Origin of the sequence: Aureimonas sp. AU4 (genome assembly GCF_001463765.1) — a bacterium.
In the GTDB taxonomy this organism is placed as follows: Bacteria; Pseudomonadota; Alphaproteobacteria; order Rhizobiales; family Rhizobiaceae; genus Aureimonas.
In genome coordinates this window covers 186,832-205,038 of record NZ_BBWK01000006.1, presented here as the reverse complement: position 1 = coordinate 205,038, position 18,207 = coordinate 186,832, and the positions used below count along the sequence as shown (strand labels likewise).

Genomic DNA, 18,207 nt, shown 5'->3' with positions numbered 1-18,207 from the left:
GTGGAGCCCGCTCGCGGGCGGGCTCCTGTCGGGCAAGCACCGCCGCAACCAGACCGCCGAGGGCTCGCGCCAGCTCGCCGGCTGGACCGAGCCGCCGATCCGCGACGAGGATCGGCTCTGGCGCATCGTGGACGAACTGGTGCGGATCGGCGAGGCGCGCGGCGTTTCGGCGGCGCAGGTGGCGCTGGCCTGGCTCCTCGGCCGCCCGGCCGTCGCGACGCTCGTGATCGGCGGCCGTACCGAGGCGCAGTTCCGCGACAACCTCGCGGCAGCCAGCCTGACGTTGACCGACGAGGAGCGCTCCGCGCTTGACGCCGTCAGCCGCCCGCCCGTGATCTATCCCTACTGGCACCAGGGCAACACGGCGAGCGGCCGCTTCGGCCCGGCGGACCTGATCCTCGATCGCACGAAGACCTGAGGCGGGTCTTCAACCCCACCGTCGCGATCACCATCTACGAGGCAGGGCGGCCCTGGAGCCGCCCGTTTCGATGGAGACCGCGACCATGGTTGCAGCCGCCTTTGCCAACGGCTTCGATGCCCCCTTCTTCGACGAGGCGACGCGCCTTCGCCGCATCAGCCGGCTCAACACGCTCGCCCGTCTGATGGACACGGCGCTGCGGGTGCCGGGCACCAACATCCGCTTCGGCGCGGACGCGGTGATCGGCCTCGTGCCGGGCGTCGGCGATGCAGGCGCGGCGCTGGTCGGGCTCTACATCGTCAACGAGGCGCGCCGCCTCGGCCTCCCCAAGCGCAAGCTGGCGCGCATGATCGCCAATCTCGGGCTTGATGCCGCCGTCGGCGCCGTGCCGGTCGCGGGCGACCTGTTCGACGTCTACTTCAAGTCGCACAAGCGCAACATCCAGATCATCCTCGACCACTTCGATCTGGCGCGCGGCGACCTCAAGGACGTGACCCCGCGCCGCTGAGCGCGCTTGGGGATCGATTCACGAAGGCCCGGCGTCGAAAGACGCCGGGCCTTTTCGCGTCAATCGGCCATGGTCTCGAGGCTGGCATACCCTTCCGCCGCCTCGCCGAAGTCGAAGGGGGTCGTCACCTCCACGAACGTGTCGGGATAGAAACCGTTGAAGCGGGTGCGAAGCGAAAGCGAGTAGGCGCCGATATGGCCGATCTCGATCCAGTCGCCCGTGTCCACGGTCTCCGGCAGCCAGAAGGGCCGCGACAGGATGTCGACAGAGTCGCAGGTCGCGCCGCAGACGCGGAACGCCTGGATCGACGACGGGTCGCCGTGGCGGCTCTGGCGCGCGGGGTCGGGGATGAAGCGCGCGGGCAGCGTGATCTTGCCGGTCCACGAGTCCGAGAGCGACGCCCAGATGCCGTCGTTGATGTAGAGCCGGCGTCCCTTGCGCAGGAGAACGCGCACGATCAGCGAAAACGCCCGCGCCACCACGACGCGGCCCGGCTCGGCCACCAGCGGCATCTCGTCGAAGCCGTACTCGGCAACGTCCTGCCGAAGCTTCGCCATGAGGTCTTCGAGGCTCGGCATGACGGGCTTGCGCTTGCGCGGGTCGTGCCCGTACTCGGCCGGAAAGCCGCCGCCGACATCGAGCCCCGCCAGCGGCACGTCGGCCCGGTTGCGCACCCAGTCGGCGGAGGCGAGCGCGCGCTCGTAGGTCTCGTTGTCCTCGATCTGCGAGCCGACATGGAAGCAGATGCCGACCTTGAAGCCGATGCGGTGGCAGCGCTGCAGGAGTTCCACCGCGTGGGCGGGCGCGGCGCCGAACTTCTTGGACAGCTCGTAGGCGGCATGCCCCTTGGTCTGGAGGCGCACGAAGATCGTGATCGAGCCCGGATCGAGGTCGAGGGCGCGCACGATGCGCAGCACCTTCGCCACCTCGTCCTCATGGTCGAGCGAGAGGGTGCGGATGCCGTAGGTCTCGAGCGCGAGGCGGATGTCGGACTGCGCCTTGATCGGATGCATGTAGAGCATCTCGGCCTTGGGCGCGACGCGGCGCACCGCCTCGAACTCGGCCGGCGAGGCGACGTCGAAGGCGTCGACGCCGGCCTTCGCCAGCGCCTCCAGAACCTGCGGCTCGCCGTTGGTCTTGACGGCATAGGCCGTGGTGCCGGGAAAGGCTTGGCGGAAGCGGTCCAGATCCTCGCGCAGGACCTGCGGGCGGAAGCAGTAGACCGGAACGTCCGGGCGGAGCGCGAGCGCGGCCTCGCGCGCGGTGGAGAAGGTCTGCAACGGCATGTCCTATGGGAGACCGAGCCCGGTCCGGGCTGCGGCGAATCGGATGCGACCTCGCATCTAGGGCCGTCAGGCGCAATCGATATGACGGTTCGGCGCGAGCTCGCGGTTTTTCCTGCGGCGGTGCAAGGCGGCCAAGCCACGGGTGCGGCTCACGATTCATGAAAAAGGCGCGGCGCGGCGCCGCGCCGCCGCAACGAATGCGGCTTTACGAAGTTTTAAGGTCGGTTAAACTTCGAAACATCTCGTGAGCGGGAGGCTGAAATGCATCTGATGCGTTCGATGAATTTCGTGATGGCCTGCGCCGCGTTCGCCTTTGTGGGCGCCATGGTGGTGGGTGTCGTACCCTAAAGGGGCCGATAGCCGCGACCTCGACGCGGAAGACGCGACTGGAAGGGCCGGGGTGCGGAACCCCGGCCCTTCTTCGTGTCAGGCGGCGGCCGCCGTCGCGGCCTCGCGCAGCCCGAGGATGTGGCAGATCGAGTAGACGAGGTCGGCCCGGTTCATCGTGTAGAAGTGGAAGTCCCCCACCCCGCGGTCGGCAAGGTCGAGCACCTGCTCGGCGCAGACCGCCGCCGCCACGTGTGAGCGGGTCTGCGCGTCGTTCTCCAGCCCCTCGAAGCGGCGCGCGAGCCAGGTCGGGATCGAGGCGCCGGTCTGGGCCGAGAAGCGGCTGATCTTGGTGAAGTCGTGGATCGGTACGATGCCGGGCACGATCGGCACGAAGATGCCGGCCGCGCGAACGCGCTCGACGTAGCGCTCGTACTGGTCGTTGTCGAAGAAGAACTGGGTGATGGCGCGCGTGGCACCCGCGTCGACCTTGCGGCGGAGCATCTCGATGTCGGTCGCCACGTCCGGGCTTTCGGGATGCTTCTCGGGATAGGCCGAGACGGACACCTCGATCGTCGGGTCGATGCGCTTGATCCCGGCGGTCAGCTCGGCGCCGTTGCGGTAGCCGTCGGGATGGGGCCGGTAGGCCGAGCCCGCCCCACCCTGCCCGTCTCCGCGCAGCGCCACGAAGTGGCGCACGCCCGTGTCGCGATACTGGCGCACGACCTCGTCCACCTCGTCGCGCGAGGCATCGACGCAGGTCAGGTGCGCGGCGGGCTTGAGGTCGGTCTCGCGCAGGAGGCGCGCGACGGTCTGGTGCGTGCGCTCGCGCGTCGAGCCACCCGCCCCGTAGGTCACCGACACGAAGTCGGGCTTGAGCGGGGCGAGGCGCGTGATGGCATTCCACAGCCCCTCCTCCATCGCCGGCGTCTTGGGCGGAAAGAACTCGAACGAGACGCGGATGGCCTCGCGGGCGGTCTTGGACTGAGGCATCCGGGTCAAGGCTCCTGTGCGGCTGCAAGCATGCTGGGATTGGACGATGGCGCGGCGCCTTCCCGCTCGCGCTCCGCCAGAACCAGAAGAACGGTGAGGTGGTCGGCGCGTCCGTTGGCGGGCGGCAGCTCGCGAAGGCGGATCTGCCGGAAGCCCGCGGCGCGAAGGAAGCCGGCCAGCGTCTCGGGCGAGAAGCCGAGGCGCTGGTGCGCGTGGTCGCGCAGGAACTCCTGCTCGTGCGGCGCGAAGTCGACGATCAGCAGCCGCCCGCCGGGTCTCAGAACGCCCGCCGCCTCGCGCACGGCCGCGCCCGGGTCGTCGAGATAGTGAAGCACCTGATGGATCGTCACGAGATCAAAGCTGCCGCGTGCCACGGGCAGGCGGTAGGCGTCGCCCTGCCGCACGCTCGCCTGCGCCAGCCCGGCGACGTCGAGCTTGGCGCGCGCGATCTGCAGCATCTCGCGCGAGGCGTCGATGCCCACGGCCCGCTCGGCGCGCGGCGCCAGAAGCTCGAGCAGCCGCCCGGTTCCGGTTCCGACGTCGAGAACGGCGCCGAGCGGCTCCTCGCCGAGAAGGGCGGAGAGCTCGCGTTCGACCACGGCGTCGGGCACGTAGAAGGAGCGGATGCGGTCCCACTGGGCGGCGTTTTCGGCGAAGTAGGCGGCGGCCCGCTCGGCCCGGCGATGGCGTACCTCGCCCAGTCGCTCCGTATCGCCGGCCAGCAACCCTTCCGGATCGTCCAGCCCCCGGCCGAGCGTCAGGAGAAGATCGTGGACCGGCGCCTCGTCGCCGAGGCGAAAGAAGGCGAAGGCGCCCTCCTGATGGCGATGTACGAGCCCCGCCTCGGTCAGGAGCTTCAGGTGGCGCGAGACGCGCGGCTGCGACTGGCCCAGGATCGTGGTGAGGTCGGAGACCGTCAGTTCCTGCCGCGCGAGCAGAAGCAGGAGGCGCAGGCGCGTCGGCTCGGCGACGGCCTTGAGGATGTCGACGGTTCGGGCGAAGGTGGCCGCCACGTGGTGCGCCTCCCTGTTCGCGCCAGCATCATATAAAGATATGTTTATGTGTTCGTCCCGCGTTGAGCAAGAGCTTCCCGGCATGCGCGAGGGCGAGCTTCGCTTCACGGTCGATCCTGCGTTGCGCGACGACGCGCGGCTCGCCTTCATCGGCCGGCTCGAAAGTCCCTGGCGGGAGCGCGGCAGCTGCCCGCGCAACATGCGAGAAGCGCGCGAGCGGGCCGGAGCCCATACTTTCCGCGCCCTGATCGACCTGCCGTTCCGCACGGCGCTCCAGGACCTTCGTGCGGGCGACCACGTGTTCCTGCTGACCTGGCTCGGCAAGGCCCGGCGCGATCTCGCCCTCCAGATGCCACGTCATGCCACGGCCCCGCGCGGCACCTTCTCGCTACGCTCGCCGGTCCGCCCGAATCCGATCGGGCTGCATCTGGTCAAGCTCGTCTCGATCGACGGGCCGGGCGGATCGCTGGAATTCGACGCGCTCGACGTCCTGGACGGAACGCCGCTCCTCGACATCAAGCCCTACCTGCCAAGCGTCGACCACGCGCCGAGGGACGCGTCGTGACGACGCGGCGCCAGCGTCTCGTGGCGGAAAACCTGACGCTTCTCCTGCCGCGCGTGCCCTATATCGACGCCGAAGCCATTCGCGAAGCGGCCAACGCGCGCCACATGCGCGACCTTTCGCCGGCCAGCGCCGTCTGGCTTGCGACCCTCGCCTACGTGCGCCACCAGCATACGGACTACGACGAGCTGCGCGACGAGGGTTACGGCCGCGACGAGGCGCGCTTCTTCGTGGTGGACGCGGTGAACGAGACGCTGGACCGCTGGGGTGCGACGCGGCGTCTCGTGTCGACGGAGGACGAGACCGCCGACGAGGCCGATCAGCCCTCGTAGATCCACTGCTCCGGCAGGCGGATCTCGACGCGCTCGCCGAGCCGGAGGGCGCCCGGCTTCTCGACCCAGGCCACCAGCCCGCGCCGGCGGCGCGCCGCCTTGACGAAGCCCGTCTCGATGTCGTCGCGCCCGGGAAAGCGCGCCGCGATCGCCCGGCCGGACTGGCGGCAGGGCGCGTTGTCGCCCTCGACCTTCAGCGAGGCGCCGTTCTCGAACATCATGAGGGTTCGCGCCGGAAGCCACGAGAGGTCCGGCACGCCCGTCAGAAGCAGGTTGCCGCCGATCCATTCGGGCCGGATCTCGGGCAGTCGCATGGCATCGGCGACGCCGGCGAGCTCGTCCGGACACAGGATCGACACCTGCCGCTCGTTGCGGATCTCGGTGCCGCGGGGATACCAGGGCTCGCGTCCTCCGGTGCGCCGCGTCGACCCGCCATGGCGGTCGCCCGAGATCCCCTCGAAGCCGAGGTTCAGCGACTCGATGCTGACCGTCTCGAAGCCGTTGGCCTCGGTGCGGAAGAGGCCCGCGACGCGCGCCTCGATGCGTCGGGCCGCCACGCGGCGGATCGCGGCCTCAGGCACGCCGGTCGCCCATCTCGTCGGACTGCAGGTCGATCGGCCGGCTGCGCGGGCGCGGCTTGAAGGTGACGACGCGGTAGAGATAGAGGGCCACCACCGCCACGATCACGATGTTGGAGACCGGCCCGACATAGTCGTTCACGCGTTCGTACTGCGAGGCCAGGAGATAGCCGGCCATGGTGAGCCCCGTGGTCCAGATCAGCGTTCCGAGCGCGGAGAAGATGAGAAAGGTCGGTAGCGGCATGCGCGAGAGGCCTGCCGGAACCGAGATCAGGGTGCGGACGGTCGGAACGAGGCGGCCCAGGAAGACGGCCCAGATGCCGTAGCGGCGGAACCAGCGGTCGGCCGCCTCGACGTCCTCGGCGGTCATGGTCATCCAGCGTCCGAAGCGGTCGGCGAGCGCCACGATGCGCTTCTCGCCGAAGACGCGGCCGAGATAGTACCAGGGCAGGATACCGACCAGCGCGCCCGCCGTGCCCGCCAAGATCACCGCCACCAGCGAGTGCTCGCCCGACGCCGCCTGATAGCCGGCCAGCGGCATGATCAGCTCGGACGGGATGGGCGGAAAGATGTTTTCCAGAAACATGAGGAGCGCGATGCCGAACACGCCGAAGTTCTGCATCAGGCTCTGAACGAAGGTATCCATGCGGTTCGTCGGCTCCGTGGCGGATCGCTGGGGTTGCGGCTTGTTAGCACGGGGTCAGCGGACGCGCCCACCCGCGGGCCGGTCAACCTTGCACGTTCACCCGGACGTGAACGGGGACAGCCCCCAGCGCGCGCATGAGGGCGTCGGCGATCTGGGCCTCGGTATAGGGCTTCTGGATGACCTCGCAGTCCTGCCATTCCGGCTGGAGGCCGCCGCGCCCGTAGCCGGTGGCGAAGACGATCGGCACGCCGCGCGCGCGAAGACGCTCGGCGACCGGATAGATCTTCTCGCCCGCGATGTTGACGTCGAGAACCGCCGCGTCGATCTCGGGCTCCTCGGCCAGACGGTCGAGGGCCTTGCGAAGTCGCATGGCGAGTTCCACGAGATCGCAGCCGAGATCGGCCAGGATGTCCTCCAGCTGCATCGCGACGATACTCTCGTCCTCCACCGCGAAGACGCGCAGTCCGACGAGGCGGGATCGGTCAGTGCTGTCTGAGTTGCGTCCCAAGGTCCTCGATCTCATGGCGTGGCACGACCATTGTCCAAGCTAGGCCGCGCGGCGGGAAGTCAACCGACAGCCGTCCTTCCAGCTCGCCCGTGACGATGCGTTCCAGCATGCGCGTGCCGAATCCCGGCACGATCGAGCCGATCGGCGACGAGAGATCGTCCTCGCGCCATTCCAGGCGGACCGCGTCCCCCTCTCGCCGCCAGCTGACGGCGACCCGCCCGTCCTGCCCCGCGAGCGCGCCGTATTTCAGCGCGTTGGACGCCAGCTCGTGGAAGACCATGGCGAGCGCGATGGTCGCCTTGGGATTCAGCCGGACCGCCTCCCCGTCGGCTCTCACGCGCTCGCTGCCGAAGGCCTCGATCTCGAGCTGGAGGATGGTCGACAGATCGGCCGATTCCCAATGGTGCTCGCTGAGAAGGTTGTGTGCGTTCGACAGCGCGAGGATCCGCGCCTCGAAGACGCGCCTTGCCGCCTGTGGATCGCCCGCGGTCGAGAACGAGCGCCGGGCGAGCGACTGGACCGTGGACAGCGTGTTCTTGACGCGATGGTTCAGCTCGTCGAGCAGGAGGCGCTGGCGCTGGTTGGCGCGCACGCTGTCCGACCGGTCGTAGCCCTGGACGAGGATGCCCGTGATCTCGCCCGCCGGATCGCGGACCGCCGTGTAGGAGAAGTCGAGATAGGTCTCGTTCGTCGCGCCGCTTGCGGGATCGGCGATGAGCACGCGCGCGCCGAAGCCCAGCATCGGCTCCCCGGTGGCGAAGACATGGTCGAGAAGGTCGGCAAACCCCTGGTCGACCACCTCGGGAAGCGCGTCACGCACGGGGCGGCCGACGAGATGGCGGTCGCCGACGAAACGGCGATAGGCCTGGTTCGCGAAGGTGAACGTGTGATCGGGCCCCTGCAAGAGCGCGATGATGCCGGGCGCCTCGTCGAAGAGGCGGCGAAAGGTGTCGAGCGGATCGCGCCGGCTGCGGATCTCCTCCTCGGCTTCCCGCGCGCGCTGGACGAGCTCGACCGCCGCACCGAACGAGTTGCCGAACGGATCGGAGGCGGCCGCGCGCAGGCGCACCAGTTCGGTGATGTCGACCGTGTTTTGAAGAATGAAGCGAACGTCGCCCTGCGCGTCGCGCAGGGGCGTGTGGACGGCCGTCCAGTAGCGGCGCTCCATGCCGCCGCCCAAGTGCTCGGGTCGCGGGATGTCGTAGGGAATATAGGCGATCGTGTCGGCGTCGCCCGTTTCGAGAACGTGGCTCAGCGAGCGTAGCAGAACGTCCCGCCCCTCGCCCTCGTTCGGAAAGACGTCGAAGACGTAGCGTCCGTCGAGTTCCTCGAAGCGGCGGTTGGTGGATTTCAGATAGGCCGGGTTCGCGGCCGTGAAACAAAGGTTCCGGTCCAACACCATGTGAGGACTGGGAAGAGCCGAGAACAGCTGCTCGAAGCCGATCCGTTCCATATGCCTGCCATCGAATTGCGTCGTACCCGAACGTGGGACCGCAGGGTTCGATCCCATTGAAGGGACGGCATTATCTCCAGGCAACGCCGCCCCGCGCCAGGATGATAGGCGCGGGGCATGTTTCGGAAAGGTGACGTCAGCGCGTCAGGCGCTTGTAGGTCGGGCGCTTCGGGTTCACGCTTTCGGGACCCAGACGCCGGATCTTGTCCTGCTCGTAGTCCTCGAAGTTGCCCTCGAACCACTCGACATGGCTGTCGCCCTCGAAGGCGAGGATGTGCGTGGCCAGCCGGTCGAGGAACATGCGGTCGTGGCTGATCACCACGGCGCAGCCCGCGTATTCCTCCAGCGCGTCCTCCAGGGCCGCCAGCGTTTCGGTGTCGAGATCGTTGGTCGGCTCGTCGAGCAGGATGACGTTCGAGCCCGTCTTCAGCATCTTGGCGAGGTGGACGCGGTTGCGCTGGCCGCCCGAGAGCGTGCCGACCTTCTGCTGCTGGTCCGGCCCCTTGAAGTTGAAGTTGCCGACATAGGCGCGGCTGTTCATCTCGTACTTGCCGAGCTTCATGATGTCGACGGCGCCCGTCACCTCCTCCCAGACGTTCTTGTTGGGATCGAGGTGGTCGCGGCTCTGGTCGACATAGCCGAGATCGACGGTCTCGCCGATCGTGATGTCTCCGGCATCCGGCTTTTCCTGGCCCGTCAGCATCTTGAAGAGCGTCGACTTGCCCGCGCCGTTCGGCCCGATGACGCCCACGATGCCGCCCGGCGGCAGCTTGAAGGACAGGCCGTCGATCAGGACGCGGTCGCCGTAGCTCTTCGAGATATTCTCGACCTCGATCACCTTCTGGCCCAGGCGCTCGCCGGTCGGGATGACGATCTTGCCGTCGGCCGGCTTGCGGTTCTCGGCCAGCTCCACGAGCTCGTTATAGGCCTTGATGCGCGCCTTGGACTTGGTCTGGCGAGCCTTGGCGCCCTGCAGCATCCACTCGCGCTCGCGAGAAAGGGCGCGCATGCGGGAATCCTCCTCGCGGCCCTCCTGCTGCATGCGCTTGGCCTTCTTCTCGAGATAGGTCGAGTAGTTGCCCTCGTAGGGCACGCCCCGGCCGCGATCGAGCTCGAGGATCCAGCCCGTCACGTTGTCCAGGAAGTAGCGATCGTGGGTGATCATCAGCACCGCGCCCTCGTATTCGCGCAGGTGCTTCTCGAGCCACGAGATGGTCTCGGCGTCGAGGTGGTTGGTGGGCTCGTCGAGGAGCAGGATGTCGGGCTTGGACAGGAGCAGCTTGCAGAGCGCCACGCGGCGCTTCTCGCCGCCCGAGAGCGGGCCGACCTCGGCGTCGCCGGGCGGGCAGCGCAGGGCGTCCATCGCCATCTCGACCTGGCTCTCCAGGTCCCAGAGGTTCTGCGAATCGATGACGTCCTGGAGCTTGGCGCCCTCCTCGGCGGTCTCGTCCGAGTAGTTCATCATGAGCTCGTTGTAGCGGTCGAGGATCGCCTGCTTGTCGGCGACCCCTTCCATCACGTTCTCGAACACGGTCTTGGACTCGTCGAGCTTGGGCTCCTGGGGCAGGTAGCCCACCGTCGCGCCCTCGGCCGCCCAGGCCTCGCCGGTGAACTCCTTGTCGGTGCCGGCCATGATCTTGAGCAGCGTCGACTTACCGGCGCCGTTGGGTCCGAGGATGCCGATCTTGGCGCTCGGGTAGAAGGACAGGTGGATGTTCTCGAGCACCTTCTTGGTGCCGTAGGCCTTGGTGAGGCCGGCCATATGGTAGATGAACTGGCGTGCCATCGAGCGCGCGTCTCCAAACTTGCGGACGAAAAGGAAAGATGGCGCACAGGTAAGCCATGGGAGCGCCGGGAGCAACGCCCCCGGAGCGTGCGGCAGCCGACGGTTCGCCCCGCCTTCAGCCGAAGCCGGGCGGATCGACGATCCCCTCGCGGCAGCCGCGAGGCTGCGTCGGAGCGCCGGCGATGAGTTCGGCCAGCGTGGCGTCGCCGGATAGGTCGCCGCGCAACGCGACGCGGATTTCCTGGATGCGCGCATCCTGCCCGCGCCGGCCCGAACAGTCCACGAGCACGCGGTCGCCCGCGCCCGGACCGAAGGCGCGATCGAACGCGGCGCGGATCTCGTTGGCGCTGAGCGTCCCCCCCACGCGCGACACGACGAGGTCGCGCACCGGCGAGGCGTTGAGCGCCTCGACGAGAGCGGCGGCGCGCGCGAAGAAGCGGTCCGGCGGACCGCCCCAGCAGGAGCCGTGCTTGGCCCACTGGTAGCGGTCGAGCCCGGAGGCGACGCCGGGCATGACGGCGGCGAGCTCGGCTCGCGTCCCGCCGGTGAGCGGCAGCTCCGGCAGGTCCAGCCAGCGGCGACTTTCCGCCAAGCCCTTCTCGCTCGCCGGGACGCCGCAATAGCTGAGGTCGCGGGGCTGCGGCCAGACGCCGTGCAGCGTGAACCCGTCGGCGCCGGCCGCGCCGTCGCGACACTCGCGCACGCGGCGGCGCGTCTCGCAGAAGGCGGGCTGCCAGCTGGCCGCGAGCACGAAGTCGCGCGCAGGGGCACCGGACCGACGGGGAGCGGCGGGCTCCGGCGCCGTTGCGGGCGCGGCAGGCCGCCCGGCACTCTGTGACGCCTCGCCCACGCGGCCGCAGCCGAAGGCCACCCATCGCCGCTCGGGCTCGGCGCCCGGCACGCGGATCAGGTAGTGGCTGCCCGGATCGTTGTTGCGGCCCAGAAGCTGATAGCTGGTGCCGGGAGTCGTGACGACGCGGCCGGGATTGTCGTCGGACCGGATCGAAGGGGTCGCGAAGCACGAGGCTTCCGCCGTGAAGCTGCCGCTCATCGGCACCTGTGCCCGTGCCGGACCGAAACCGATCATTCCGAGCCCGGTCGCCAGAATCAGGCCTATCGTTCGCGCGTGCCGCATGCTCACCTCTCCCCTAGATTGCCCTATGAACTAGCCCCGCCACCAACGACCCGCCAGCCTTGCCCGACGCATCCGTCCTCGACAGCCTCACCGGCGCCGCGCTGCGCCTCTACCAGACACGCCCGCCGGGCCGTCCGCGCGCGGTGCTCTTGCTGCTGCACGGTCTGGCCGAGCACGCGGGCCGGTATGCCCGCGTCATGGAGGCGCTGGCGGCCGAGGGCTTCGCCGCCTATGCGCACGACCATCGCGGACACGGCTCGACCACCGCGCAGGACGCGCCGCTTCGCCGCTTCGCCTCGCGCCACGGCGCGTCCAAGGTCGTGCGCGACACGCAGGCCGTGCGCCTGCGGGCGGAGGCCGACCATCCCGGCGTCCCGGTCGTCGTGCTCGGGCATTCGATGGGCGGGCTCGTCGCGCTCAACTTCGCCCGCACCTTCGGCTCGGGCCTTGCCGGGCTCCTGGTCTGGAACAGCAACTTCGACACCGGCCCATCGCTCGCCGCCGGGCGGCTGGCGCTGCGCACCGAGCGCGCGCTGAAGGGATCGGACGTCGCCAGCGCGGTGTTTGCGCGCGCGACCTTCGAGAGCTGGGCGAAGAGCGTGCGCGGCGCGCGCACGCTGGCCGACTGGCTCACCCACGACGAGGCGGCGGTCGACCGCTACATCGCCGATCCGCTCTGCGGCTGGACGCCGACGGTCTCCATGGCCGAGGACGTGATCGAGCTGATCCGCGCCGCCGCGCGAGAGACCAACCTCGCGGACCTGCCGCGCGAGTTGCCGATCCACTGCCTCGGCGGCTCGCAGGATCCGGCGACGCGCAACGGCGCGGCGATCGAGCGTCTGGCGGAGCGGCTGCGGCATGCGGGCTCGCGCCGCGTCGAGACCTTGATCGTGAAGGGCGCGCGGCACGAGACGATGAACGAGATTGAGCCGATGCGCGGCCGGGCGATGACGGCGCTCATCGCCTTTCTCGACTCCGTTTCGCGCGGCTAGCGACGGCTCAACCCGCCTTCGCGCCGTGCCGGGGTTGGTCCGAGACCAGCCTGAACGCGCGCAGCTCCTCCGGCGTCAGGACGTAGAGTTCGGCGGCCGGCGTCTCCATCGCATGGATCCAGAGACGGGGATCGACGCCCATGTCGACCAGGAGTTGCTGGCAACGCGCGGTGGTCGTCTGGATGTCGCCGATCGAGCGGTCGACGTCGCGCAGGGCCGTGGACGGGTCCGCCGCGTAGACCTGATGGACGCCGATCCAGGCGCCCTCGCCGGCCATGCGCGCGGTTCCGCCGGCAAAGACCAGCGGACAGGCCGAGGCGCAGTAGCCGTCGGCCGGGACGCGCGTCTCGATGCCCCGCTCGCGCACGAGGCGGCCCATCGCGAGCGCATCCTCGACCGAGCCGCCCGGCGAATGCAGGACGAGGCGCGTGACGCCCTCGCCGCCCGCACCGTCCAGCGCGGCGCGCAGGCGCTCCGCCGTGCCCGGATCGATGCGCCCGACCGCCGCGAGCTCCCCGCCCTCGACGCGCTGGAAGCGCATCGGCGCGGCGAGCGCGCCGCCATCCAGCGGCTCGTCGAAGCCGGGAATGCGGGGCACGCCGCGGTCGGGCGCGACCGGCAGCGCGCGCGGCAGGTAGGGGCGAAGCTGGTCGCCGGGCCGCGCGGGTGCGAGCGGCAGGGGCTGCGTGCGCTCCGTGCGCTCGGCGTCGCGCGCGGCGTCCAGCCCCGCCTGGAAGTCCTGCCAGAGGATCGAGGCGCCCAGCGCGAGAAGCCCGAAGAAGATCGCGCGAAGCACCGCCCCATCGGGGATGGCGAGTAGCCAGCGTTCGATCCGCCCCGGAGAGGCGTGGATGTCGCTCACCGCCCGGCGCCTAGCGTGTCTGGCGCACGGGCGCGAAGGGCGGCTCGTTCTGCTGGACGACGTCGTCGTCCGGCACGAGCGCCGGTGCGTCGCGGACCACGCCTGCCGGTGTCCCGGTCTCGACAGCGGCGAGGCGCTGCTGCAGGCGCAGCGCGCGCATCATGTCGAGCGCGCTCATGTCGCCGAACTCGGCCTCGTCCTCGCCCTCCTCGCGCCGGATCTGGTCCTGCACGATACACAGGATGAAGACGAGGACGGCCGGCATGAGGTCGATCGAGATGGCGCCCGCCCAGGACGGCAGGAAGTCGCGCGCGTACATCACCACGGCCTCCGGCGCCGAGAGCGGCTTGAAGCGCACCGGCTCGACATAGGGTCGGTCGAGGATCGCGTCGGCGGCCTGGGCGAGCGCTTGGCTCTGCTGGCGCACGGCCGCGCCGACCTGTTCCACCACAGCCGTCTGCCGGCCCTGAAGCGCGGCGTCGGAGCCATCGGCGGCGGGCGCGATGAAGGTGCGGCCGAGGTCTTCCGCGGCGCGGCGCACGGACGGGGCGACCGAGGTCTGCTGCAGCGAGCCGATGATGCCGGCGAGCTCCGTCGCTTGGCTCGCATATTCCGTCCCGCGCGTCTTCACGCTTCCGTCGGTCGCCACTATGCGGCGCATCTCGGCGAGGCGCTTGCCGCCATCTTCGAAGAGATCGCGCACGGCATCGCGCGATCCCTCGATCTCGCTCTGGAGACTGCCGAGCTGGCTCGACATCTGCTGCAGGAGCTGGACCACGGTGCCTGAACCGGAGGTTCCGGTGAGCGCGCCCGAGGAGCGCTCCTCGTCGGCGAGGCGGGCGAAGCGCTGCGAGGCGAGCTGGATGTCGGGAAGCAGGCTCTGGGCGGCGAGCGCGTTCTCGTGCGCCTGGTTGAGCTTGCCCTGGTACTCCTCGGTCGTGACCGACATGTGCTGCTCGAGCGCCGCCGCGCCCGCCAGCGCCGCCGCGTTCAGCCAGGCGCTCATCGCCATGATCATGGCCGCGCCCAGCGCCATGGCGAGGTAGAGCATCCGCCGCCCCGCCGGACGGCGTACATGCGGCATGATCCGCATGAGGTAGCTCCAGAAGGCGTAGATGCCGACGGAGACGGACACCGAGTAGATGATCGCGCCGAAGAGGACGGTGGAGGCGTCGCCGTCGAGCAGCTCGCGCACGCCGAGATAGGTAAAGACGCCGCTCGCCGTCGCGAGGATGGCGAGCGTCATGCGGGTGGTCAGCTCCAGCCGCGCGACCTGACCGCGCAGCGTGTAGGAATGCGATGCGGCCATGGCGCGTGGGATCCTCGGGGGCGGCGAATCGGAACGAGGGTCGCCCGAACCCGAGGGTTAAGCAAACATTAAGGCCGCGCGAGGACGCGGCTCAGGCCGAGGCGTAGAACAGGTCCGAGCCGAGGTGGACGCGCGCGAAGCGCAACTCCAGCGGCCGGTCCTGATAGGAACAGATGAGACGACGCAGCTTGAGGATGGCTGTATCCTCCTTCAGCTTGAAGTTGCGCTTGTCGGCGGCGGTCGCGCTTTCCGCGCTCACGCTCTCGCGCTTGTGGGTGGCGAGGTCGTGGCCGCTCCAGCGGGCGAAGGCGAGCTGCTCGAGCTCGCCCTGCGACAGGTCGCGCGCGCCCGCGTCGACGCGCAGGAACACCTCCTCGGTCATGAACGGACGACCGAAATGGGTGCGCCGACGTTCGAACTGCAGAACCGGCGTGCGGGCATTGACCTGCAGGAGGTCGGCGGCGTCGGCCGGTGCCACGCCGAGTTGCACGCCCCCGATCTCGACCTCGCCCGACACGCGCTCACCGCTGCGGTCCACGATGTTGGAGAAGCGCGAGCGCATCTTGCCGGTGGTGAAGTCGGTGACCACCGTGCCCTTGCCCTGCTGGCGCTCCAGGAGCTTGTGCTCGGTGAGGATGTCGAAGGCCTTGCGCGCCGTGCCGAGGCTGATGCCGAGCGAGCGGGCGATCTCGGCCTCGTTCTCGATCGACTGCCCGGGCGCCCAGGCGCGCGACACGATGCGCGCGATGAACTCGTCGGCGACCTGCTGGTAGAGCGGGCGGGTGTTGAACGGCTTGGCGAGCGACATGACACATCCTTTGAAAGACGCCCCACCATACCCATGGTTGTACTACCAATGCAACCCATGGGTGTTATGTCATTTCGTATTCTCCTTAAGGATGCAGGCGCTTCCGGTCCGTAGCGGCGATCCACTCGCGCGTGCGCGCCTCCGGACTGCGGTTTCGCGTGACGTCGGTAACCACGGCCGCGCTGTCGGCCCCGTTGAGGAACACGGCATCCAGACGCTCGCCTGGGTTGAGCCCGCCGATCGCGACGAGCGGCAGCGCGCCGATCCGCTCGCGCCAGACGCGCAGCTTCTCGGGCGTCTGCGGCGCCCACGGCATCTGCTTCAGGATCGTCGGCCAGACGGGCCCGAGCGCGACGTAGTCCGGCGCCGCCCGCAAGGCGGTCTCGAGCTCGGCCTCGTCGTGCGTCGAAAGGCCGAGGCGTACGCCCGCAGCCCGGATCGCGGCGAGATCACCTTCCGCCAGATCCTCCTGCCCGAGATGCACGAAGTCGGCACCCTCCTCGATCGCCAGACGCCAGTGGTCGTTGACGACGAGCGTGCAGCCGTGGGCGCGGCAGACCGCGAGCGCGCGCCGGATCTCGCCGCGCAGCCGCGCCTCGTCCATGCCCTTGACCCGCAGCTGCACCAGCCGCACGCCGAGCGGCACCAGCCGCTCGATCCAGTCCGCGTCGTCGAGGATGAGGTAGAAGGGGTCGAGCCGGAGCGGATGGGTCACGCGAGCGCCGCCCGGCCGAGAAGCGGGCTGGAGGGAGCCGCCATGTCGCGCGGCTCCATGCCGCCCGCCTCGAAGGCCATGCGGCCCGCCTCGACGGCCAGCTTGAAGGCGCGCGCCATCGCCACCGGATCGCCGGCGCTCGCCACCGCCGTGTTGAGGAGGACACCGTCGAAGCCGAGTTCCATCGCGTCCGCGGCATGGCTCGGGCGGCCGAGGCCCGCATCCACGATCATCGGCACGTCGGGCAGGCGCTCGCGCAGCGAGCGGAGGCCGTAGCGGTTGTTGAGGCCCAGCCCCGAGCCGATCGGCGCGCCCCAGGGCATGAGGACCCGGCAGCCCGCTTCCAGCAGCCGTTCGGCCGTGCCGAGGTCCTCGGTCGTGTAGGGCAGGACGTCGAAGCCGTCGTCGGTCAGCGTGCGTGCCGCCTCGACGAGGCCGAAGACGTCGGGCGCCAGCGTGTCGTCGTCACCGATGACCTCAAGCTTCACGAGGTTCGTGCCGAGCAGCTCGCGGGCCATGCGCGCCGTCGTCACCGCCTCGCGCGCCGTGTGGCAACCGGCCGTGTTGGGCAGGAAGTCGACGCCGAGGTCGCGGATCTCCGACCAGAACCCCGGCGCTCCCGCACCACCGCCAACGCCCTGCTCGCGCCGCAGCGACACCGTGACCAGCGCCGAGCCCGAGGCGCGCACCGCCTCGCGCATGACGGCGGGTGATGGATAGAGTGCGGTGCCGAGCATCAGGCGCGACGCGTAGGTCTTGTCGTAAAGGCGCATGACGTCAGCCACCCTGCATGGGCGAGAGGATTTCCACCGCATCGTTCTCGCGCAGCCGCGCGGTCTCGCGCTCGCCGCGCGGCACGAACTCCCGGTTGAGCGCCGTCGCAACGGCCTCGGGCTCGAGGTCCAGTTCCAGGACCAGCGCGTCGAGGTCGGCGGCCGCGACCTCGCGCGGTTCTCCGTTGACGAGAAGGATCATGCGAACTCCGGCACTTCGAGGGCGAGCCGCGCGGCCTCGGCCGAGACGTGCGGCGACAGGAGAAAGCCGTGGCGGTAGAGCCCGGCAAACGTGACGACCGGGCCGTGGCGGGTCGCGGTCGGCAGGTTGTCGGGCAGCGCCGGGCGGCGAGCCGCGCCCGTTTCCAGGATTTCGCCTTCCGCGAAGGCGGGGTGCAGCATCGTGACGGCGGACAGCAGTTCCAACGTCGAGCGCACCGTCACCGGCCCCTCGTTCTCGCTCTCCACCATCGTCGCGCCCACCATGTAGATCCCCTTCCCGCGCGGCACGACATAGATCGGCCAGCGCGGGTGGAGGAGGCGAACGGGCCGCGTCAGCGCGACGTCCGGGCAGCGCAGAAGCAGCATCTCGCCGCGCACGCCGCGCAGGCGCTCGGCACGCGCCGCCCGCCCCCGGCAATCCACGACGACCTCGCCGCGAAAGGCGGCCGGCTCGGCGTCGGAGCCGTAGAGGATGGTGCCGTTCAGCTCTTCCAGGCGCCGTGCGAGGTCGGCCAGCGCCCTTCGCGGATCGAGATGGGCCTCGTCGCGAAAGAACAGCGCGCGCGAGAAGCGGCCGGAAAGGTCGGGCTCGAGTTCGGCGATCGCCTCGGCGTCCAGCGCGTCGTGGCCATGGGTTCGGCTGGCGAAGCGGCGCAGGTCCGCGGCGTCGCGGGGCGCGGCCAGAACCAAGGTGCCGAGCCGGTCGACCGCCGTCCGCCGCTGCCACCAGCCGATGCCCTCGAGGCCCGGTGCGACGATCGTCGCGCCCGCGACCTCCGCCTCGCAGTAGGGCGCGAGCATGCCGCCCGCGAGCCACGATGCGGCGCGCAGGCCGAGCCGGGGCGTCGCCTCGTGGATCACGACCTCGCGCCCCGCCTCCGCCAGGCGCACGGCCGTGGTGAGGCCCGCAACGCCCGCGCCGAGGATCGCGACGGGCATCACGTCGCGCACCATGCGGGGGGCAGAAAACGGAAGGGGATC

Annotated in this window: 21 protein-coding genes; 5 read left to right on the top strand and 16 right to left on the bottom strand. The window is 69.9% G+C overall.

Going from position 1 to position 18,207, the window contains the following annotated elements; translation table 11 throughout:
- Both AUL35_RS03535 and AUL35_RS03530 read left to right on the top strand, forming a co-directional pair.
- Positions 1 to 418, top strand: a 418-nt coding sequence (locus tag AUL35_RS03535; protein WP_192847032.1) for an aldo/keto reductase, incomplete at its 5' end; no start/stop codon positions are given.
- An 85-nt stretch (positions 419 to 503) separates the two neighbouring features.
- Complete coding sequence (locus AUL35_RS03530; protein ID WP_062012082.1) at positions 504 to 926, top strand: DUF4112 domain-containing protein; 423 nt, start codon at positions 504 to 506, stop codon at positions 924 to 926.
- 59 nt (positions 927 to 985) lie between these two features.
- Here the strand turns inward: AUL35_RS03530 and AUL35_RS03525 are convergent, their stop codons facing one another.
- The 3 genes from AUL35_RS03525 to AUL35_RS03515 all read right to left on the bottom strand — a co-directional run bounded on the left by AUL35_RS03525 (position 986) and on the right by AUL35_RS03515 (position 4,545).
- Entirely contained in the window at positions 986 to 2,206 is a 1,221-nt protein-coding gene (locus tag AUL35_RS03525; protein ID WP_062012044.1) for an alanine racemase, read from the bottom strand.
- A 432-nt stretch (positions 2,207 to 2,638) separates the two neighbouring features.
- Positions 2,639 to 3,532 carry a methylenetetrahydrofolate reductase [NAD(P)H] gene (gene metF, locus AUL35_RS03520; RefSeq protein WP_062012042.1) on the bottom strand — a complete coding sequence of 298 codons (894 nt, stop codon included), beginning with the start codon at positions 3,530 to 3,532 and terminating at the stop codon, positions 2,639 to 2,641.
- A gap of 5 nt (positions 3,533 to 3,537) precedes the next feature.
- The gene (locus AUL35_RS03515) at positions 3,538 to 4,545 is read right to left on the bottom strand and encodes a metalloregulator ArsR/SmtB family transcription factor (protein WP_062012040.1); all 1,008 of its coding nucleotides are present in this window, start codon (positions 4,543 to 4,545) and stop codon (positions 3,538 to 3,540) included.
- Positions 4,546 to 4,627: 82 nt separating this feature from the next.
- On the opposite strand from AUL35_RS03515, the gene tsaA reads away from it, so the two are divergent.
- Positions 4,628 to 5,110 carry a tRNA (N6-threonylcarbamoyladenosine(37)-N6)-methyltransferase TrmO gene (gene tsaA / locus AUL35_RS03510; protein WP_156417814.1) on the top strand — a complete coding sequence of 161 codons (483 nt, stop codon included), beginning with the start codon at positions 4,628 to 4,630 and terminating at the stop codon, positions 5,108 to 5,110.
- A complete protein-coding gene (locus AUL35_RS03505; protein WP_062012036.1) occupies positions 5,107 to 5,439 on the top strand; it encodes a DUF2293 domain-containing protein in 333 nt (110 codons plus the stop codon). Before tsaA ends, AUL35_RS03505 begins: the two co-directional genes overlap by 4 nt.
- Here AUL35_RS03505 and AUL35_RS03500 read toward each other — a convergent pair.
- The 6 genes from AUL35_RS03500 to AUL35_RS03475 all read right to left on the bottom strand — a co-directional run bounded on the left by AUL35_RS03500 (position 5,427) and on the right by AUL35_RS03475 (position 11,545).
- Positions 5,427 to 6,020, bottom strand: a complete 594-nt coding sequence (locus AUL35_RS03500; RefSeq protein WP_062012034.1) for an MOSC domain-containing protein — start codon at positions 6,018 to 6,020, stop codon at positions 5,427 to 5,429. The genes AUL35_RS03505 and AUL35_RS03500 overlap by 13 nt on opposite strands.
- Entirely contained in the window at positions 6,013 to 6,663 is a 651-nt protein-coding gene (locus AUL35_RS03495) for a DedA family protein (protein ID WP_062012031.1), read from the bottom strand. Before AUL35_RS03495 ends, AUL35_RS03500 begins: the two co-directional genes overlap by 8 nt.
- An 82-nt stretch (positions 6,664 to 6,745) precedes the next feature.
- Positions 6,746 to 7,186, bottom strand: a complete 441-nt coding sequence (locus AUL35_RS03490) for a response regulator (protein ID WP_062012029.1) — start codon at positions 7,184 to 7,186, stop codon at positions 6,746 to 6,748.
- Complete coding sequence (locus AUL35_RS03485; protein WP_062012028.1) at positions 7,146 to 8,624, bottom strand: PAS domain-containing protein; 1,479 nt, start codon at positions 8,622 to 8,624, stop codon at positions 7,146 to 7,148. Before AUL35_RS03485 ends, AUL35_RS03490 begins: the two co-directional genes overlap by 41 nt.
- A 136-nt stretch (positions 8,625 to 8,760) precedes the next feature.
- On the bottom strand, positions 8,761 to 10,410 hold the full coding sequence (ettA, locus tag AUL35_RS03480; RefSeq protein WP_062012025.1) for an energy-dependent translational throttle protein EttA: 1,650 nt from the start codon (positions 10,408 to 10,410) through the stop codon (positions 8,761 to 8,763).
- A gap of 115 nt (positions 10,411 to 10,525) precedes the next feature.
- Positions 10,526 to 11,545, bottom strand: coding sequence for a hypothetical protein (locus AUL35_RS03475; RefSeq protein WP_062012023.1), 1,020 nt, complete (start codon positions 11,543 to 11,545; stop codon positions 10,526 to 10,528).
- 59 nt (positions 11,546 to 11,604) lie between these two features.
- Here AUL35_RS03475 and AUL35_RS03470 point away from each other — a divergent pair, with 59 nt between their 5' ends.
- Positions 11,605 to 12,537, top strand: coding sequence for an alpha/beta fold hydrolase (locus tag AUL35_RS03470; RefSeq protein ID WP_062012022.1), 933 nt, complete (start codon positions 11,605 to 11,607; stop codon positions 12,535 to 12,537).
- Between the two features lie 7 nt (positions 12,538 to 12,544).
- Here the strand turns inward: AUL35_RS03470 and AUL35_RS03465 are convergent, their stop codons facing one another.
- From AUL35_RS03465 to AUL35_RS03435, 7 genes are all read right to left on the bottom strand, one after another.
- Positions 12,545 to 13,399 (bottom strand): hypothetical protein, encoded by an 855-nt coding sequence (locus AUL35_RS03465; protein ID WP_062012020.1) that lies wholly within the window; start codon positions 13,397 to 13,399, stop codon positions 12,545 to 12,547.
- A gap of 10 nt (positions 13,400 to 13,409) precedes the next feature.
- Positions 13,410 to 14,708 carry a hypothetical protein gene (locus AUL35_RS03460; protein WP_062012018.1) on the bottom strand — a complete coding sequence of 433 codons (1,299 nt, stop codon included), beginning with the start codon at positions 14,706 to 14,708 and terminating at the stop codon, positions 13,410 to 13,412.
- Between the two features lie 91 nt (positions 14,709 to 14,799).
- Positions 14,800 to 15,516: a GntR family transcriptional regulator gene (locus AUL35_RS03455; protein ID WP_062012016.1), complete on the bottom strand. Its 717-nt coding sequence runs from the start codon at positions 15,514 to 15,516 to the stop codon at positions 14,800 to 14,802.
- An 85-nt stretch (positions 15,517 to 15,601) separates the two neighbouring features.
- Complete coding sequence (locus tag AUL35_RS03450) at positions 15,602 to 16,231, bottom strand: thiamine phosphate synthase (RefSeq protein WP_062012014.1); 630 nt, start codon at positions 16,229 to 16,231, stop codon at positions 15,602 to 15,604.
- The gene (locus AUL35_RS03445) at positions 16,228 to 17,004 is read right to left on the bottom strand and encodes a thiazole synthase (RefSeq protein ID WP_062012013.1); all 777 of its coding nucleotides are present in this window, start codon (positions 17,002 to 17,004) and stop codon (positions 16,228 to 16,230) included. The genes AUL35_RS03450 and AUL35_RS03445 overlap by 4 nt, the downstream gene beginning before the upstream one ends.
- Positions 17,005 to 17,008: 4 nt before the next feature.
- The gene (thiS, locus tag AUL35_RS03440; protein WP_062012011.1) at positions 17,009 to 17,206 is read right to left on the bottom strand and encodes a sulfur carrier protein ThiS; all 198 of its coding nucleotides are present in this window, start codon (positions 17,204 to 17,206) and stop codon (positions 17,009 to 17,011) included.
- Positions 17,203 to 18,165, bottom strand: a complete 963-nt coding sequence (locus tag AUL35_RS03435; protein ID WP_062012080.1) for an FAD-dependent oxidoreductase — start codon at positions 18,163 to 18,165, stop codon at positions 17,203 to 17,205. Before AUL35_RS03435 ends, thiS begins: the two co-directional genes overlap by 4 nt.
- Between the last annotated feature and the right edge of the window lie 42 nt (positions 18,166 to 18,207).

Coding starts and splice junctions, on each gene's coding strand:
- AUL35_RS03530 (WP_062012082.1), top strand. CDS start 504: ATGGTTGCAGCCGCCTTTGCCAACGGCTTCGATGCCCCCTTCTTCGAC.
- metF (WP_062012042.1), bottom strand. CDS start 3,532: ATGCCTCAGTCCAAGACCGCCCGCGAGGCCATCCGCGTCTCGTTCGAG.
- tsaA (WP_156417814.1), top strand. CDS start 4,628: ATGCGCGAGGGCGAGCTTCGCTTCACGGTCGATCCTGCGTTGCGCGAC.
- AUL35_RS03495 (WP_062012031.1), bottom strand. CDS start 6,663: ATGGATACCTTCGTTCAGAGCCTGATGCAGAACTTCGGCGTGTTCGGC.
- AUL35_RS03490 (WP_062012029.1), bottom strand. CDS start 7,186: ATGAGATCGAGGACCTTGGGACGCAACTCAGACAGCACTGACCGATCC.
- AUL35_RS03485 (WP_062012028.1), bottom strand. CDS start 8,624: ATGGAACGGATCGGCTTCGAGCAGCTGTTCTCGGCTCTTCCCAGTCCT.
- ettA (WP_062012025.1), bottom strand. CDS start 10,410: ATGGCACGCCAGTTCATCTACCATATGGCCGGCCTCACCAAGGCCTAC.
- AUL35_RS03475 (WP_062012023.1), bottom strand. CDS start 11,545: ATGCGGCACGCGCGAACGATAGGCCTGATTCTGGCGACCGGGCTCGGA.
- AUL35_RS03460 (WP_062012018.1), bottom strand. CDS start 14,708: ATGGCCGCATCGCATTCCTACACGCTGCGCGGTCAGGTCGCGCGGCTG.
- AUL35_RS03455 (WP_062012016.1), bottom strand. CDS start 15,516: ATGTCGCTCGCCAAGCCGTTCAACACCCGCCCGCTCTACCAGCAGGTC.
- AUL35_RS03445 (WP_062012013.1), bottom strand. CDS start 17,004: ATGCGCCTTTACGACAAGACCTACGCGTCGCGCCTGATGCTCGGCACC.
- thiS (WP_062012011.1), bottom strand. CDS start 17,206: ATGATCCTTCTCGTCAACGGAGAACCGCGCGAGGTCGCGGCCGCCGAC.
- AUL35_RS03435 (WP_062012080.1), bottom strand. CDS start 18,165: ATGCCCGTCGCGATCCTCGGCGCGGGCGTTGCGGGCCTCACCACGGCC.